This is a genomic window from Streptomyces sp. NPDC089919 (genome assembly GCF_040684615.1).
Taxonomy (GTDB): domain Bacteria; phylum Actinomycetota; class Actinomycetes; order Streptomycetales; family Streptomycetaceae; genus Streptomyces.
Window position 1 is genome coordinate 1 of record NZ_JBFBGK010000086.1, and the last position, 16,118, is coordinate 16,118.

Annotated in this window: 14 protein-coding genes; 2 read left to right on the forward strand and 12 right to left on the reverse strand. The window is 73.7% G+C overall.

Annotation, left to right across the window (positions count from 1 at the left end):
• Window positions 1-242 precede the first annotated feature (242 nt).
• A complete protein-coding gene (locus AB0O40_RS27995; protein ID WP_365047441.1) occupies window positions 243-686 on the reverse strand; it encodes a YidB family protein in 444 nt (147 codons plus the stop codon).
• 314 nt (window positions 687-1,000) lie between these two features.
• Between AB0O40_RS27995 and AB0O40_RS28000 the strand changes: the two genes are divergently transcribed.
• On the forward strand, window positions 1,001-1,480 hold the full coding sequence (locus tag AB0O40_RS28000) for a Rieske (2Fe-2S) protein (protein WP_365047444.1): 480 nt from the start codon (window positions 1,001-1,003) through the stop codon (window positions 1,478-1,480).
• Window positions 1,481-1,499: 19 nt separating this feature from the next.
• Window positions 1,500-2,180 (forward strand): nucleotidyltransferase domain-containing protein, encoded by a 681-nt coding sequence (locus AB0O40_RS28005; protein ID WP_365047447.1) that lies wholly within the window; start codon window positions 1,500-1,502, stop codon window positions 2,178-2,180.
• A gap of 68 nt (window positions 2,181-2,248) precedes the next feature.
• Here AB0O40_RS28005 and AB0O40_RS28010 read toward each other — a convergent pair whose 3' ends face one another.
• The 11 genes from AB0O40_RS28010 to AB0O40_RS28060 all read right to left on the reverse strand — a co-directional run bounded on the left by AB0O40_RS28010 (window position 2,249) and on the right by AB0O40_RS28060 (window position 15,636).
• Window positions 2,249-3,268, reverse strand: coding sequence for an ADP-ribosylglycohydrolase family protein (locus AB0O40_RS28010; protein ID WP_365047450.1), 1,020 nt, complete (start codon window positions 3,266-3,268; stop codon window positions 2,249-2,251).
• Entirely contained in the window at window positions 3,265-4,041 is a 777-nt protein-coding gene (locus AB0O40_RS28015) for an NUDIX domain-containing protein (RefSeq protein WP_365047453.1), read from the reverse strand. Before AB0O40_RS28015 ends, AB0O40_RS28010 begins: the two co-directional genes overlap by 4 nt.
• Before the next feature lie 288 nt (window positions 4,042-4,329).
• Complete coding sequence (locus AB0O40_RS28020; protein WP_365047455.1) at window positions 4,330-5,715, reverse strand: pseudouridine synthase; 1,386 nt, start codon at window positions 5,713-5,715, stop codon at window positions 4,330-4,332.
• Window positions 5,715-6,332, reverse strand: a complete 618-nt coding sequence (gene scpB / locus AB0O40_RS28025) for an SMC-Scp complex subunit ScpB (protein ID WP_365047457.1) — start codon at window positions 6,330-6,332, stop codon at window positions 5,715-5,717. The genes AB0O40_RS28020 and scpB overlap by 1 nt, the downstream gene beginning before the upstream one ends.
• The gene (locus tag AB0O40_RS28030) at window positions 6,329-7,417 is read right to left on the reverse strand and encodes a segregation/condensation protein A (RefSeq protein WP_365047459.1); all 1,089 of its coding nucleotides are present in this window, start codon (window positions 7,415-7,417) and stop codon (window positions 6,329-6,331) included. Before AB0O40_RS28030 ends, scpB begins: the two co-directional genes overlap by 4 nt.
• 366 nt (window positions 7,418-7,783) lie before the next feature.
• Window positions 7,784-8,278, reverse strand: coding sequence for a hypothetical protein (locus AB0O40_RS28035; RefSeq protein ID WP_365047461.1), 495 nt, complete (start codon window positions 8,276-8,278; stop codon window positions 7,784-7,786).
• Window positions 8,263-9,300 (reverse strand): ParA family protein, encoded by a 1,038-nt coding sequence (locus tag AB0O40_RS28040; protein WP_365047464.1) that lies wholly within the window; start codon window positions 9,298-9,300, stop codon window positions 8,263-8,265. Before AB0O40_RS28040 ends, AB0O40_RS28035 begins: the two co-directional genes overlap by 16 nt.
• 495 nt (window positions 9,301-9,795) lie before the next feature.
• Entirely contained in the window at window positions 9,796-10,911 is a 1,116-nt protein-coding gene (gene ald, locus AB0O40_RS28045) for an alanine dehydrogenase (protein WP_365047466.1), read from the reverse strand.
• 145 nt (window positions 10,912-11,056) lie between these two features.
• Window positions 11,057-13,024 (reverse strand): tetratricopeptide repeat protein, encoded by a 1,968-nt coding sequence (locus AB0O40_RS28050; protein ID WP_365047514.1) that lies wholly within the window; start codon window positions 13,022-13,024, stop codon window positions 11,057-11,059.
• A 243-nt stretch (window positions 13,025-13,267) separates the two neighbouring features.
• Window positions 13,268-13,894: an NUDIX hydrolase gene (locus AB0O40_RS28055; protein ID WP_365047469.1), complete on the reverse strand. Its 627-nt coding sequence runs from the start codon at window positions 13,892-13,894 to the stop codon at window positions 13,268-13,270.
• 86 nt (window positions 13,895-13,980) lie between these two features.
• Window positions 13,981-15,636, reverse strand: a complete 1,656-nt coding sequence (locus AB0O40_RS28060; RefSeq protein WP_365047472.1) for a CTP synthase — start codon at window positions 15,634-15,636, stop codon at window positions 13,981-13,983.
• Between the last annotated feature and the right edge of the window lie 482 nt (window positions 15,637-16,118).

Here is a 16,118-nt window from a genome sequence, read left to right on the forward strand (position 1 = left end):
TGTGGCAGGCTGGTCCGGAGGCAGGCCCGGGCCGGGGATGACCGCAGGTCACGGCGAAGCCGCTTGTCCCCGGGTTGGGCCTGCCGCAGGGCCTGACAGCCACAGCCGCTCAAGCGGCGGGGACCCGCACATCCCGACCGCCCGCCCGAAGCCCCCCCGAGCCCTGGCGCCGGCCCCAAGACGAGGACCCGGCAAGCCGTCCGTGGCGGCCCACCGGGTCCTCGCGTTCGAGGAGCCCCAGCTCATCCCCCCTGCTGCCGGATGATGTCCTCCAGCGACCCGCTCGGCAGCTGGCCCTCCGGCGTCAGCTTGTCCACCGCCTGCGGCAGCACCTGGGCGATCTGGTCGGCGGCCGCGTCCGGGCTGACCCCGGCGTCCTCGGCGACCTTCTGGAGGGTGTCCGCGGGCAGCGCCTGGGCCACCTGCTCGCCGGTGACCGGCTGGTTCTCGCCGGTGCCGACCCAGGACTGCGCCTGGTCCACCAGTCCGGACTTGGTCAGCATGTCCAGCAGCCCGCCGAGCGGGTTGCCGCCGCCACCGGCTCCCTGGGCGCCGGCGGCACCCCCGCCGCCCATGAGGGCGCCGAGCAGCGAGCCGAGGATGTTCCCGCCGCCGCCGGAGGCGTTGGAGCCGCCGCCGAGCAGACCGCCCAGCAGTGAACCGAGGTCGTTTCCCGCCATCGTCATGCCTTTCGCAGGGTGCGTGGGACCGGGCCGGGCGGATCGGGACGGGCCCGGCCTCGGGACACGGCCAATGTCACCCGTCCGGCAGCCGCCCGCCACTCGGCGGAGCCCCGGGCGGGCCCGTCCCGCGGTCCCGGCCCGCCGCCATCCGCCGGTACCCGGGCCGCGGCGGCGACCGGTACCCACTGTCGGCCGGTCGGGTGACCCGCGGGCCGCGCCCGCCCTGACGCGCTCCCGGTCCCCGGCGGCGGGTGCTTCTCCTGGGCCGCCCGGGGCGCCAGGATGCTCCCGCCGACACACGACTTGAGGAGACGGCCATGCTGGAAGACACCCACCGCCGCGCGGTGCTCGCCGCGGGCGCCGCCGCACTGGCGACCGGAGCCCTCGCGGGCTGCGGGGACTCGGACACCTCGAAGGACACCACGAAGGAGACCGGCGGCCGGGAGCCGGGCGCCCCCGCGAGCAGCCCCGGCGCGAGCCCCACCGACTCCGCCTCGGCCGCGCCGGCCGGCGAGCCGCTGGTGAAGACCGCCGACGTCCCGGTCGGCGGCGGCACGGTCGTCACCGACCAGAAGGTGGTGGTCACCCAGCCGAAGTCCGGCGAGTTCAAGGCCTTCAGCGCCGTCTGCACGCACCGCGGCTGCCTGGTCAACAAGGTCGCCGACGGCACCATCGACTGCCCCTGCCACGGCAGCAAGTACGCCATCGCGGACGCGAAGGTGGTGGCCGGCCCGGCCCCCCGCCCGCTGCCCGAGAAGAAGATCACCGTGGAAAACGGGGAGATCCGGCTGGCGTAGGCCGCGTAGCCTGCCCGGCATGCATCCCGAGGCGCTGGTGCGCGACCACACGATCTACGCGTGCGTGACCGGGTCGCGCGCCTTCGGCCTGGCGACGGAGGGCAGCGACACCGACCGGCGCGGTGTCTTCCTCGCCCCGACGCCGCTGTTCTGGCGCTTCGAGAAGCCGCCCACCCATGTGGAGGGCCCGCTGGACGAGCAGTTCTCCTGGGAGCTCGAGCGCTTCTGCGAGCTCGCCCTGCGGGCCAACCCCAACATCCTGGAGTGCCTGCACTCCCCGATCGTGGAGCGGCTGACGCCGGTGGGCGAGGAACTGCTCGCGCTGCGCGGGGCGTTCCTGTCCCGGCACGCGCACGTCTCCTTCAGCCGGTACGCCGCCGGCCAGCGGGCCAAGCTGGACCAGGACGTCCGCACCCACGGCGCCCCGCGCTGGAAGCACGCGATGCACCTGCTGCGGCTGCTGCTCTCCTGCCGGGACCTGCTGCGCACCGGCCGGCTGTCGGTGGACGCGACCCCGTACCGGGAGCAGTTGCTGGCGGTCCGGCGCGGGGAGCTGGGCTGGGCCGAGGTGGACGCCTGGATGGCGCGGCTGTCCGCCGAGACCGAGGAGGCCGCGGCGGGCACGCCGCTGCCCGCCGAGCCGGACCGGGCGGCCGTGGAGGACTTCCTGGTCCGCACCCGCCGGGCCGCGGCCCTCTGACACCGTCCGGCCGGGCCGGGGCGCTCACGACACGCGCCCGCCGGCCCCGGCCGGCCCGGCCGGGACCGTCACTTGTCCCAGAGCGCGCCCAGGGTCACCAGTTCGCCGTGGTACTCGATCCGGTCCGCCCACTCCCGCGGCCAGGCGGCGGTGCCCAGGTGGGCCCCCGCGAAGGCACCGGCCAGGCAGGCGATCGAGTCGGAGTCGCCCGAGGTGCAGGCGGCCCGGCGCAGTGCCGTCAGCGGCTCCTCCGGGAAGAGCAGGAAGCACTGGAGCGCGGTGGCCAGCGCCTCCTCGGCGATCCAGCCGGCGCCCGTGGTCAGACAGGGGTCCGTCTCCGGCGAGGGCCGGCGCAGGGCCTCGGCCAGCCGGTCCAGGGCCCCCAGGCACTCGTCCCAGCCGCGGGTGATGAAGGCGGTGGGCGAGGGGTCGTGCGCGCGGGCCCACAGGTCGCCCAGCCACCGCTCGTGGTACCGGCCGCGGTTGTCCAGGGCGTACGAGCGCAGCAGCCCGACCAGGCCCATCGGCTCGGCCCCCTGGGCGAGCAAGTACACCGCGCGAGCGGTCAGGTCGGAGGCGGCCAGCGCGGTCGGGTGACCGTGCGTCAGGGCCGACTGCAACTGCGCCGCGCCGGCCCGCTGCTCCTCGCTCAGCCCGGGCACCAGCCCGATCGGCGCGACCCGCATGTTGGCCCCGCAGCCCTTGGAGTCGACCTGGCTGGCCTCCCGCCAGTCCCGGTCGCCGTCCAGCAGCATGCAGGCCCGCATGCAGGTCCGGCCGGGCGCCCGGTTGTTCTCGGGCGAGTGGTACCAGTCGACGAACTCCTCCCGCAGCGGGCGGGCCAGCCGCAGCGGCCCGAGCAGGCCCCGGGTCATGGCGGTCCGCAGCGCCCGGCCGAGAGCCAGGGTCATCTGCGTGTCGTCGGTGACGATCGCCGGCTTCGGCAGCGCCATCTCCCGCCAGGGGCCGCATTTGGCGAGGATCGCCGGGACGTCGTTGAACTCCGTGGGGAAGCCGAGGGCGTCCCCGAGGGCCAGGCCGAGGAGCGATCCGGTGGCCGCGGACTTGGTGGCGGTGGTCAGGGTCATCGGGTACGTCCTTCCGGGCGGGCGCGCAGCAGGGGCGGGTGGAGGGTGGCCGCGGGGCCGGCGCGGTAGAGGGCGGCGGGCTTGCCGCGGCCGCCGGTGAGCCGGGCCGCCCCGGGGACGGGTTCGACGAACCCGGCCGTGGCCAGTACCTTGCGGCGGAAGTTCGGCCGGTCCAGGGCGGCGCCCCAGACCGTCTCGTACACGCCCTGGAGCTCGCCGAGGGTGAACTCCGGCGGGCAGAAGGCGGTGGCCAGGCAGGTGTACTCGAGCTTGGCGCCGACCCGGTCCCGGGCGTCGCCCAGGATCTGTGCGTGGTCGAAGGCCAGCTCCAGCGGGGCGTCCGGGCCCTGGGGCAGGCCCGCCCCGTCCAGCGGCACCCAGCGGGCGCCCGCGGCGTCCCCGCCGCCGGCCGCCAGCGGCTCCGGCAGGTCCGGGACCAGGGCGGCGAAGGCCACCGAGACCACCCGCATCCGCGGGTCCCGGTCCGGTTCGCTGTAGGTCCGCAGCTGTTCCAGGTGCAGGCCGGCCACCAGCGCCCCGGGCAGCCCGGTCTCCTCCGCCAGCTCCCGCCGGGCCGCGTCCTCGGCGGACTCCCGCGGCAGCACGAAGCCGCCCGGCAGGGCCCACTCCCCCGCGTACGGCTCCTGGCCGCGCCGGATCAGCAGGACGTGCAGCAGGCCCCCGCGGACCGTGAAGACGGCGAGGTCGGCCGTGACCGCGAACGGTTCGAAGGCGTGCGGGTCGTACCCGTCCGGCCGGCGCCCGGCGCTCATCGGGGCCTCCGCGCCGGACCCGGCCCACCCCCGTGGGACCGGGCCCGGCGCACGGCGGCCGCGGTGTCGTGGTGCTCCACCGCACCCACCTCCTTCTTTATGGTCACTATGACTATAAAGACTCGGGCGGGCCGGGACAAGGGCTGCGGCGGTCGGAACGGGGACGGAAAGCGGTCGCCGACCGGGGCCCGGGAGCCGCGGCGGGCCGCGGAACCGGCCCCGGTCCGGACACGCCGAAGGGCCCTCCGCCGCGGCGGAGGGCCCTTCGGGACGGCGGTGCCGCAGGGGCTACAGGCCGACCTCGCGCATCAGCATGCCGACCTCGGTGTTGGTCAGGCGGCGCAGCCAGCCGGACTTCTGGTCGCCCAGCTCGATCGGCCCGAAGGCCGTGCGGACCAGCTTCTCCACCGGGAAGCCGGCCTCGGCCAGCATCCGGCGGACGATGTGCTTGCGGCCCTCGTGCAGGGTCACCTCGACCAGGTAGTTCTTGCCGACCTGGTCGACCACGCGGAAGTGGTCGGCCTTGGCGTACCCGTCCTCCAGCTGGATGCCGGACTGCAGGCGCTTGCCGATCTCGCGCGGCAGCGGGCCGGTGATCGCGGCCAGGTACGTCTTGGTGACGCCGTACTTCGGGTGGGTGAGGCGGTGGGCCAGCTCGCCGTGGTTGGTGAGCAGGATGATGCCCTCGGTCTCCGTGTCGAGCCGGCCGACGTGGAAGAGCCGGGTCTCACGGTTGTTGACGTAGTCGCCCAGGCACTGGCGGCCGTCCGGGTCCTCCATGGTGGAGACCACACCGGCCGGCTTGTTCAGCGCGAAGAACAGGTACGACTGGGTGGCGACGGTCAGGCCGTCCACCTTGATCTCGTCCTTCGGCTGGACGCGCTTGCCCTGCTCGGTGACGATCTCGCCGTTGACCTCGACGCGGGCCTGCTCGATCAGCTCCTCGCACGCGCGGCGGGAACCCATGCCGGCCCGGGCGAGGACCTTCTGCAGCCGCTCGCCCTCCTGCTCGGCGCCCGGGAAGGTCTTCGGGGTCTTGATCACGGGCCGGTCGGCGTACCGGTCGCGCACCCGCTCCTCGATCCGCGCGTCCAGCTCGCGGGGGCGCGACTGGCCGCTGCGGCTGCCGGGACCGCTGCGCGGGCCGCCCGCGCCGCCGATGCCAGGGGTCTTGGAGCTGGAGCGGGGACCGCCCTTGGCGCCACCGCGGGCCGCCGCGCCACGGGCGCCGCCGCCCGCCTTGGGGCCGCGGCCGTTGCGCTCGCCCTCGGGGCCGACGTCGTAGCGGCGCTCCTCGGGACGGGGGTTGCGGATGCGGGGCTCCGGCGCGCGGTCGCGGTCGCGCGAGTCGGAACCGCCCTGGTAGCCGCCGCCCTGGTAGCCGCCGGAGCCGCCCTGGTAGCCGCCCGAGCCGCCGCGGCCGTAGCCGCCGCCGGAGCCGCTGCCGCCGCTGCGGTAGCCGCCGCCGGAGCTGCCGCCGCTGCCGGAGCGGTAGCCGCCCGAGCTGCCGCCGCGGGAACCGCCGCCCGAGCCTCCGCGGCCGGAGCCGCTGCCACCGCCGGAGCCGCCGCGGCCGTAGCCGCCGCCGGAGCTGCCGCCGCGGGCGTTCCCACGCCCGCCGCCACCGCCGCCGCCGCTGTTCCTGTTGCCGCCGTTGCCGCCGCTGCTTCGCATCAAATGTCCGTCGTCTTGTCGTCTTCGTCTGTGTCCGGAGCGTCCGGATCGAACGACGGGACACCTTCCTGCGTCTCTGCCTCGATCGCGTCCGCCTCCGGGAGGAAGGGCGCGAGCTCCGGGAGCTCGTCCAGGCCGCGCAGGCCCATCCGCTCCAGAAAGTAGTTCGTCGTCCTGTACAGGATCGCACCTGTTTCGGGTTCCGTGCCCGCCTCGTCGACCAGACCGCGCTGCAGGAGGGTCCTCATGACCCCGTCGCAGTTGACCCCGCGCACCGCCGAGACCCGGGACCGGCTGACCGGCTGGCGGTACGCGACCACCGCCAATGTCTCCAGGGCCGCCTGGGTGAGCCGGGCCTGCTGGCCGTCCAGTACGAAGCCCTCGACGGCGGCCGCGTACTCCGGCCGGGTGTAGAACCGCCAGCCGCCGGCCACCAGGCGCAGCTCGAAACCGCGGCGCTGTGCGGCGTACTCGTCGGCCAGCTCGCGCAGGGCGAGCGCCACCTCGCGCACCGGCCGTTCCAGCACCTTGGCCAGGTGCGCGTCGGTCGCGGGCTCGTCCACGACCATCAGCACCGCCTCCAGGGCGGGCTTGAGCTCCAGCTCCGCGACGCTCATCCGGCGTCCTCCTGATCGAATTCGTCGGTCACCAGGGGGGTGGCGGCGGTGCCGCCGGCCCACCGCACGGTCAGCTCGCCCAGGGCCTCCTCCTGGTCCAGGACCACGGCCTTCTCCCGGTACAGCTCCAGCAGGGCCAGGAAGCGGGCGACCACGGTCAGCGTGTCGGGGGCGTCGGCCGTCAGCTCCCGGAAGCCGGCCGTGCCGAGCTCGCGCAGCCGGGCGACCAGGACCTCGGCCTGCTCCCGGACGCTGACCAGGGGCGCGTGGATGTGGTCCACGTACACCTGGGGCGCGGCCCGGGGCTGCATGGCCTTGACGGCGAGCTTGGCGAAGCCCTCGGCGCCGATGCTGATGACCACCTCGGGCAGCAGCCCGGCCAGGGCGTCCTCCAGGCCGACGGTGCGCGGGTAGCGCCTGCCCTCGGACTCGGCCCGGTCCTCGAAGATCCGGGCGATCTCCTTGTACGCGCGGTACTGGAGCAGCCGGGCGAAGAGCAGGTCCCGGGCCTCCAGCAGGGCGAGGTCGGCCTCGTCCTCCACCTCCGCCGCCGGCAGCAGCCGGGCCGCCTTGAGGTCGAGCAGGGTGGCCGCCACGACCAGGAACTCGGTCGTCTGGTCGAGGTCCCACTCCTCGCCCATGCCGCGGATGTGCGCCATGAACTCGTCGGTGACCTTGGACAGCGCGACCTCGGTCACGTCCATCTTGTGCCGCGCGATCAACTGCAACAGCAGATCGAACGGCCCCTCGAAATTCGCCAGCCGAACTGTGAACCGCCCGTCCCCCACCGGCGCCCCGTCGGGTGCGGGTGCCGCGTCGGGTACGGGTTCCAGCCCCGGCTCGGGCACACCCCGGGGGCCCGGTTCCGGGACCGGTACCGGCTCGGGTGCTCCCAGCAGGCCGGCTCCGGGCACTGGTTCCGCCGCGCGTGCACGGACCGGGCCCGGGCCGATCGGGGCCGCCGAGTCCGGCTCGGGGGCCGTTGCCCCGGGTGCCTCCGGGCCGGCCTCCCTGGAGGACGGAAGGGCGCCAGGACCCCGGCCGAGGGTGCGGCGGGCCGGTGGCGGGGCGTCGTTCGGGGGCATCGCGGTCCAGGGTGCGGGCAACTCGGTCAGTTCCCCCGCAGGCTATCCCCCACCCACCCCGAACCCGCCCCCACGCCACCGGAGCCCTTACCGGGGCCCGGCGGTTCCAGCCTCGCCGGCGATTGAGGCGCGGGGTCCGGGGCAGCGCCCCGAAACCTGGGCCCTGCCCACCCTTTGCGCTCCCGCCCGGCCGGGGACGCGAGGCGGGCCCTCCGGCGAGCCCCCACAGAGGCGCCAGGGGCCCCGGGGGGCGTAAAGGTCCAGAGAGGCCCGGCGGCGGGCCCGAAGGGGCCTGAGCGCGTCCCAGAGGCGCGAGGCGGGCCCAGCGGGTGCGGGGCCGGGCCCGGCGGGAGGGGCCGGAGGGGGTCAGCGGCCTCGGAGGCGGCGGACGAGGATGCTGGCGTCCCCACGGGACTCGAGGTCCGCGAGGACCACGGCGACCGCCTCGCGGACGATCCGCCCCCGGTCCACCGCCAGCCCGTGCTCCCCGCGCAGCACCAGCCGCGCGTGCTCCAGGTCCATCAGCTCCTCGGCGGAGACGTAGACCGTGATCTTCTCGTCGTGCCGCTCGCGGCCGCTCGGCCGGCGCCCCCGGCCGCCCGCCTTGCGACGGCCGCCGGCCCCGGCAGGGGCGCCCGCGGCGACCGTGCCAGAACCTTCCTGCGGACGCCGCGGCGGTGCCACCACGGCCTCCCCGGCGGCCACCGGCTCGCCCTCGCGGACCCGCCCGTCCGCCGCGTCCTCCGCGGCCTCCTCGTGCTCGGGGTCCGCCGGTCGCCGGGGCGAGGACGCCTGGAGCGCCATCCCCCCTGTCGTACGGAAGAGTTCGTCGGCTCCGGGCAGACTCACTCGGCGGGACACCGGGCGAGCACCTCCCTGGCGAGCTGGCGATAGGCGGCGGCGCCGACGGAGTTGGAGGCGTACGTGGTGATCGGCTCGCCGGCGACCGTGGTCTCCGGGAAGCGCACGGTACGGCCGATGACCGTGTGGTACACGTGGTCGTCGAAGGCCTCGACCACGCGCGCGAGCACCTCACGGCTGTGCACCGTACGGGAGTCGTACATCGTGGCGAGGATGCCGTCGAGCTCCAGCTCGGGGTTGAGCCGCTCCTGGACCTTCTCGATGGTCTCGGTGAGCAGCGCCACTCCGCGCAGCGCGAAGAACTCGCATTCCAGCGGCACGATGACCTTGTGAGCCGCCGTCAGGGCGTTCACGGTCAGCAGGCCGAGCGAGGGCTGACAGTCGATCACGATGTAGTCGTAGTCGTTCATCAGCGGCTTCAGGGCGCGCTGGAGCGTCGACTCGCGCGCGACCTCGCTCACCAACTGCACTTCGGCGGCCGAGAGGTCGATGTTGCTCGGCAGCAGGTCCATGTTGGGCACCGCGGTCTTCAGCAGGACCTCGTCCGCCGACATGCCCCGCTCCATGAGCAGGTTGTAGACGGTGAGGTCCAGCTCCATCGGGTTCACGCCGAGGCCGACCGACAGGGCGCCCTGCGGGTCGAAGTCCACGAGCAGCACGCGCCGCCCGTACTCGGCGAGCGCGGCACCCAGGTTGATGGTCGACGTGGTCTTGCCGACGCCGCCCTTCTGGTTGCACATCGCGATGATCTTCGCGGGACCGTGGTCGGTCAGGGGACCCGGGATCGGGAAGTACGGCAGCGGCCGTCCGGTCGGACCGATCCGCTCCCGGCGCTGTCTGGCAGCGTCGGGCGCGAGGGTGGCCGCGTACTCGGGGTCGGGCTCGTATTCGGCGTCGGGGTCGTAGAAGTGCCCCTCGGGCACCTCGTCGTAGTCGGCGAAACCGGTGGGCTCTCGGCCGCTCAGGTCGCCGGCCATGGAGTTCACGTCTAGGCCGTCCATGCTCTTTTGGGGCGTCGTCATGTGCTGGTGGTTTGCGAAGGTGCGGACCGCGACGGAGCCGACAGCTTCGAGACCGGCAGGGCCCTGGCCCCGCGCAGGATTCCCTGCATGACCACCCCCAGGGGCAAATGTCGACTCATTCACAAGTCGTCTTACCTCCTCGGACGTGACCAGGACACTTATCGATAGGTCAGCGTGGCACCATGCCGACGGTTGGCGACTCTATGGCGTGTCACCGGTCCGCAGCAACACAATCGGCCGGACGCGGCACGATGTGTCGGCAACCGAACACCACTCTGTCAAGGGCGTACGGGCCGTCACTGTGAAGTTTCGCGGGTGTGCGAAACGGTTAAAGGGTTACGTTCCGAGCGAGTTGATCGCCTTCGGCGACACGCCGGGGCCGGGGCCGGCCGGCGGACCTGACGGCCCGCCAAACACGTCCGGCCGGACCTTGCGGGGCAAGGTCCGGCCGGACGCGTGAGATTGGCGTCAAACGGTTGACGCGGTGCCGTCGGCTCAGCCGATGAGGGTGCTCAGCTCGACGTGCTCGTAGCCGTGGGCCTCGGCGACGGGGCCGTAAACGACCTGTCCCTCATGGGTGTTGAGGCCCAGCGCCAGGGCGGAGTCGCGGCGCAGCGCCTCGACCCAGCCGTTGTTCGCCAGCGACACGATGTAGGGCAGCGTGGCGTTGGTGAGCGCGTAGGTGGAGGTGTTCGGCACCGCGCCCGGCATGTTGGCGACGCAGTAGAAGACCGAGTTGTGGACCTTGAAGGTCGGCTCGGCGTGGGTGGTCGGACGGGAGTCCTCGAAGCAGCCGCCCTGGTCGATCGCAATGTCGACAAGGACACTTCCGGGCTTCATCCGGGAGACCAGCTCGTTGGTGACCAGCTTGGGGGCCTTCGCACCCGGGATGAGCACCGCGCCGATGACGAGGTCGGCCTCGAGGACGGCCTTCTCCAGCTCGAAGGCGTTGGAGACGATCGTCTGGATCTTCGTGCCGAAGATCTTGTCGGCCTCGCGGAGCTTGTTGATGTCGCGGTCGAGCAGGGTCACGTGGAAGCCCATGCCGATGGCGATCTGCGCGGCGTTCCAGCCGGAGACGCCACCGCCGATGACGACGGCCTTGGCGGCCTGGGTGCCCGGGACGCCGCCGGGGAGGATGCCGCGGCCGCCGGCCGAGCGCATCAGGTGGTAGGCGCCGACCTGCGGGGCCAGCCGGCCCGCGACCTCGGACATCGGGGCGAGCAGCGGGAGCGCGCGGTTGGCGAGCTCGACCGTCTCGTACGCGATGGCGGTGGTGCCGGACTCCAGCAGCGCGTCCGTGCCGGCCTTGTCGGCGGCCAGGTGCAAGTAGGTGAAGAGGGTCTGGTCCTTGCGGAGGCGGTGGTACTCCTCCGCGATGGGCTCCTTGACCTTGAGCAGCAGGTCGGCCGTGGCCCAGACCTCGTCGGCGGTGCCCAGGATCTCGGCGCCGGCCGCGACGTACTCGGCGTCCGTGATCGAGGAGCCCACACCGGCGTTCTGCTCGACGAAGACCTGGTGGCCGTTGCGGACGAGCTCGTGGACACCGGCGGGGGTGATGGCCACGCGGAACTCGTTGTTCTTGACCTCGCGGGGGATGCCGACCTTCATCGTCGATCACGGTCCTTGACTCAGGGGATTAAACGGCTCAATCCATACATACCCGTCGGCGGGAGTGCGCAACGGGATGGACCGCAGATGAACGCGGCAGAGCCAGTCTAATGAAGGATTTCCGGCTGTCTAGCCTTACAAAGCATTAATCACAGCCAGAAGCACTACGGATTTCGCAGGCTGCGGGATCGTCTCCCAGCAATCTGTCGGCCGCGGACCGGTGCAGCCTGGCGGCTGCGGGGTCGCCGAGCCGGTCGAGCGTGTCGGCCAGCCGCACCTGGAGCGCGGCCTGCAGCCGCTGGTCCCCGGCCTGCCGGGCCAGCTCCACCGCCGCCCGGCAGGTGTGCAGCGATTCCTCGGGCCGGCCCGCGTACTCCTGGACCCGCGCCATCTCGCTCAACGCCTTTGCCTGTCCCGGGACATCGGCGAGCCTGCGGTAGCCCGCCGCGGCCGCGCGCCAGCTGCGCAGGGCCTCGCCGTACCGCCCCGCGTAGGTGTGCACGTTCCCGAGCCGCCCGTACAGCCTGGCCTCGTCCGCTCGCTCGCCCCTGGCGAGCGACTGGGACAGCGCTCGACCGAACCAGTCGGCGGACCGGTGCCAGTCCCCCAGCTCCTGGTAGGCACCCCCTACGGATTCCATCGCGCGGCCGGTCGCATAGGGGTCGCCGGCGGCCCGGCCGGCGTCCAGCGCGGCCCGGTAGCGGTCCAGGGCGTCCCGGGTCCGCCCGGTGCCGTGGTCGAGGTCACCCAGGTTGAGCAGGGCGGCGGCCTGCTCCCGGTGCAGGTCCCGGCGCTCGGCCACGTCCAGCACCAGGCCGTGCAGCCCGTACAGCTCGGGGGCGGCGCCCTCGGTGCCCCGGTGCGCGACCAGGGCCCGCACCAGCGCGGCCACCAAGCGGCGGGCGAGGGTGTCGAGCTCGCCGTCGGCCACCGCGATCCGGCAGGCCTCGGTCAGCGCCGGGAGCCGGCCGGTCAGCCAGGCGGCGGCCTCGTCGGCGTGCCGGAAGCGCAGCGCGCGGGGCAACCCGGCCAGCTTGCCCCGGGCCGGGGAGCCCTCCGGCTCGGTCACCGCCCGGCAGGAGAGCAGCAGCCGGACCGTCCGCTCCAGCATCCGGGCCCGGGCCAGCTGCACCTCGGCCGGGCGCTCCTTGGTCTCCAGCAGCGCGCGCAGCAGCGGGCCCAGGCAGCCGGGCAGCAGGTACACCTCCTCGCCGGCCGGGTGCAGCAGGCCCAGCCCGGCGAAGTCGGCGAGGGTGGACTGGGCGGCGGCCACCGAGCAGCCGGCCAGCGCGGAGGCGGTGTGCGCGTCCACCAGCCCGGCGGGCGCCAGCGGCAGCAGCCGCAGGGTGCGCTGGGCCGGGCCCGGCAGCGACTCGTAGACCAGCCGGAAGGCACGGGCCAGGGCGCCGCGCTCGGCCGGCATGTCGTGCAGCTTCTTGGCCACGTCGGCGACCGAGACCTTGGGGTGGGCGGCGAGCCAGCCGCCGGCCAGCGCCAGCGCGGCCGGCTGGCCCTGGCAGGCCTCGACGAGGTTTTCCGCGGCCCGCGGGTCGACGGTGACCCGGACCTCGCCGGTCCGGGCGGTCAGCAGCTCCACCCCGGCGGGCGTGTCCAGTCCGCCCAGGGTGCAGGGTCGGACGTCGGGGATGCCGGTGAGCGGCCCTTCGGCGGTGGCCACGACCAGGCAGTCGCCGTCGTCCGGGAGCAGCGGGTCGACCTGCTCGGCGTCGGCCGCGTCGTCCAGCAGGAGCAGCGCCCGGCGCCCGCCGAGGGCGGCCCGCAGCAGGGCGCTCAGCTCGTCCTCGGCGGCCCCGGGCGGGGTGGGCTCGCCCAGCGCCTCCAGCAGCTCGCGGGCGCTGCGGGCGGTGGGCACCCGCTCGCCGCCGGGGGTGGTGAGCCGGGCCCGCAGCAGGCCGCCGGGGTACTCCCCGGCGATCGAGCGGGCGAACTCCTCGGCCAGCGCGGTGCGGCCGGAGCCGGGCCGGCCGGCGACGAGCAGGACGCGGGCCCGGGGCGCCTTGGCCTTGCGGCCGGACAGGGTGTCGAGCCCGGTCCGCGCGACGTCCTCGCGCAGTTCCCTGAGCTCCCGACGCCGCCCGACGAAGCCGGGCATCGGGGCGCCGCCCACGGGGCCGTCGACGTGCAGCGCTTCGTCCGTCACGGGATCCGCTCCTCTCCCCGGCCAGCGGCGGGAACACCCCGTCAGAAGTCCCGTGCGGGACGGAGATTCGGGGAGTCCGAGCGTAGTTCACGCAGCGTGGCCGTCCCGGCGGAGCAGGGCGGGTGCGGGGGCGGCAAATCGCCCGATCGGATCAGCCGATCGTCACATCAGCGCCTCAGGAGCCTGGGGCAAGGCCTACGCCTCGAAGGGGCGGGCGGGCCAGGGGGCCAGGGCCGGGCGCAGGGCCTCGACGCCGTCGCCGGCGAGGGCGGCCGAGAGCGCCAGCACCCCGAGCGCCAGTCCGGCGTTGCCCAGCTCCCCGGCGAGCACCCCCCGCACCAGCTCCGCCAGCGGCACCCGGGCGACCTCCATGTCGGCCTCCTCCTCGGAGACCTCGAAGCGCTCGCCCTCGGCCTCCGCCAGCTCCCGGGCCAGGAAGACCCGGATCGCCTCGTCGGAGCCGCCCGCGCTGGGGTAGGCGTCCACCAGCACCCGCCAGTCCTCGGCCTTGACGTGCGCCTCTTCGTACAGCTCCCGCTGGGCGGCGTGCAGCGGGTTCTCACCGGGTACGTCGAGCAGCCCGGCCGGCAGCTCCCACAGCTTGTGGCGGACCGGGTGCCGGTACTGGCGCACGACCACGACCCGGCCCTCGCCGTCCAGGGCCAGCACGCAGACCGAGCCGGGGTGCACCTGGAAGTCGCGGCGCGCCACCGAGCCGTCGGGCATCTCGACCTCGTCGCTGGCGACGGCGGTCTTGGCGCCCTGGAAGGGGGTCACGCTCGACCTGACCGGCCAGGCCTCGGCGGTGTCCTTGATGTGCATGGCGTGCCCTCCCGGCCCGTACAAAGCGGAAAACCGGGGTACGGAAAATCCGTACCCCGGTCTCACCGTATCGCCGGTGCGGGCGGTTACTGGCCCGCGGCCTGCTGGCGCGCGACGGCCGCCTTCACCAGGCCCGCGAAGAGCGGGTGCGGGCGGGTCGGGCGGGAGCGCAGCTCCGGGTGCGCCTGGGTGGCGACCAGGTAGGGGTGCACCTCGCGCGGGTACTCGACGTACTCGACGAGCTTGTTGTCCGGGGAGGTCCCGGAGAACAGGATCCCGGCCTTCTTCTCCAGCTCGGAGCGGTAGGAGTTGTTGACCTCGTAGCGGTGGCGGTGACGCTCCTCCACGTACTCCTTGCCCTCGTACACCTCGCGCACGATCGAGCCCTCGGCGAGCTTGGCGGGGTACATGCCCAGGCGCATGGTGCCGCCCAGGTCGCCGGCGCCCTCGACGAAGGCCAGCTGCTCCTCCATGGTCGAGATGACCGGGTGGGCGGTGGAGGGGTCGAACTCGGTGGAGTTCGCGTCCTCGATGCCGGCCAGGTTGCGGGCCGCCTCGATGACGATGCACTGCAGGCCCAGGCAGAGGCCGAGCAGCGGCAGCTTGTTCTCGCGGGCGTAGGTGATCGCGCCGACCTTGCCGTTGACGCCGCGGTCGCCGAAGCCGCCGGGGATGCAGACGGCGTCCACGTCGGAGAGCTGCTTGGCGGCGCCGGCCGCGGTCTTGCAGTCGTCCGAGGTGACCCACTTGATCTTGACGCGGGCCTTGTTGGCGAAACCGCCGGCGCGCAGCGCCTCGGTCACCGACAGGTAGGCGTCCGGCAGGTCGATGTACTTGCCGACCAGCGCGACGGTGACCTCGTGGTCGGGGTTGTGGACCCGGTCCAGCAGGTCCTCCCAGACGGTCCAGTCCACGTCGCGGAAGGGCAGGTCGAGCTTGCGCACGACGTACGCGTCCAGGCCCTCGGTGTGCAGGACCTTCGGGATGTCGTAGATGGACTTGGCGTCGATGGCGGCGACCACCGCGGCCTCGTCCACGTCGCACATCAGCGAGATCTTGCGCTTGATGGAGGTGGGCACCTCGCGGTCGGCGCGCAGCACGATCGCGTCGGGCTGGATGCCGATGTTGCGCAGCGCGGCGACGGAGTGCTGGGTGGGCTTGGTCTTCAGCTCGCCGGAGGGGCCGATGTACGGCAGCAGCGAGATGTGCACGACGAAGACGTTGTCCCGGCCGACCTCGTGGCGGACCTGGCGGACCGTCTCGAGGAAGGGCAGCGACTCGATGTCGCCGACCGTGCCGCCGACCTCCGTGATGACCACGTCGACGTCGTCGGTGGCCATGCGGCGGATGCGGTGCTTGATCTCGTTGGTGATGTGCGGGATGACCTGCACGGTGTCGCCCAGGTACTCGCCGCGCCGCTCCTTGGCGATGACCTGCGAGTAGACCTGGCCGGTGGTGACGTTGGCCGAGCCGTCGAGGTCGACGTCGAGGAAGCGCTCGTAGTGGCCGATGTCCAGGTCGGTCTCGGCGCCGTCGTTGGTGACGAACACCTCGCCGTGCTGGAAGGGGTTCATCGTGCCGGGGTCGACGTTCAGGTACGGGTCGAGCTTCTGCATCGTGACCCGCAGGCCCCGCGCCTTGAGCAGGGCACCCAGGCTGGAGGCCGTCAGCCCCTTGCCGAGGGACGAAGCGACACCCCCGGTGACGAAGATGTGCTTGGTCGTCATGGATTTGGGCGGCATCGCCAAGAGGGGGCTCCCGTGGTCGCGTAGTGAGGTGCCTGCGGCTGCCGTCCCGGTGTTTCAGGGGGCGCCGAAGCTGCGGTTTCGGGGCCCCTGATTCGCACAGGCAGACCACCGGTCCACGGGGTACCAGCCTATCAGCGACCGGCGGGGTCCGCTTCCGGCCACGCGACCGGAAGACGTCGGGGCCGCGTTCCACGAGGGGTTCCGCGGGGTTCCGGAAGGCTTCCGGGGCGTTCCTTTCGCGCCATCCGTATGCCGTCCGCGCGACTCCTCCGCGACTCCTCCCCGACTCCTTCACCCGGGCCGCGCGGCGTGTCGGCGCCGCCGCCGGGCCGCTTATCGGCCACCTGGGCTCACCCGATCGGACCAGCGGCATTCCCTCCGGGCCCAAGGGGATCACTAGGGTGCCGTCGTATCCTGCTCGGATATCCATGACGAGCGGGCCCGGCAATCGGCACCACCCCCGCCCGTTCCGGCAA

What these genes read in the sequence shown, in the direction of transcription:
- AB0O40_RS27995 (WP_365047441.1), bottom strand. Translation starts at nt 686, where the DNA reads ATGACGATGGCGGGAAACGACCTCGGTTCACTGCTGGGCGGTCTGCTC.
- AB0O40_RS28000 (WP_365047444.1), top strand. Translation starts at nt 1,001, where the DNA reads ATGCTGGAAGACACCCACCGCCGCGCGGTGCTCGCCGCGGGCGCCGCC.
- AB0O40_RS28005 (WP_365047447.1), top strand. Translation starts at nt 1,500, where the DNA reads ATGCATCCCGAGGCGCTGGTGCGCGACCACACGATCTACGCGTGCGTG.
- AB0O40_RS28010 (WP_365047450.1), bottom strand. Translation starts at nt 3,268, where the DNA reads ATGACCCTGACCACCGCCACCAAGTCCGCGGCCACCGGATCGCTCCTC.
- AB0O40_RS28015 (WP_365047453.1), bottom strand. Translation starts at nt 4,041, where the DNA reads ATGAGCGCCGGGCGCCGGCCGGACGGGTACGACCCGCACGCCTTCGAA.
- AB0O40_RS28020 (WP_365047455.1), bottom strand. Translation starts at nt 5,715, where the DNA reads ATGCGAAGCAGCGGCGGCAACGGCGGCAACAGGAACAGCGGCGGCGGC.
- scpB (WP_365047457.1), bottom strand. Translation starts at nt 6,332, where the DNA reads ATGAGCGTCGCGGAGCTGGAGCTCAAGCCCGCCCTGGAGGCGGTGCTG.
- AB0O40_RS28030 (WP_365047459.1), bottom strand. Translation starts at nt 7,417, where the DNA reads ATGCCCCCGAACGACGCCCCGCCACCGGCCCGCCGCACCCTCGGCCGG.
- AB0O40_RS28040 (WP_365047464.1), bottom strand. Translation starts at nt 9,300, where the DNA reads ATGACGACGCCCCAAAAGAGCATGGACGGCCTAGACGTGAACTCCATG.
- ald (WP_365047466.1), bottom strand. Translation starts at nt 10,911, where the DNA reads ATGAAGGTCGGCATCCCCCGCGAGGTCAAGAACAACGAGTTCCGCGTG.
- AB0O40_RS28050 (WP_365047514.1), bottom strand. Translation starts at nt 13,024, where the DNA reads ATGCCCGGCTTCGTCGGGCGGCGTCGGGAGCTCAGGGAACTGCGCGAG.
- AB0O40_RS28055 (WP_365047469.1), bottom strand. Translation starts at nt 13,894, where the DNA reads ATGCACATCAAGGACACCGCCGAGGCCTGGCCGGTCAGGTCGAGCGTG.
- AB0O40_RS28060 (WP_365047472.1), bottom strand. Translation starts at nt 15,636, where the DNA reads ATGCCGCCCAAATCCATGACGACCAAGCACATCTTCGTCACCGGGGGT.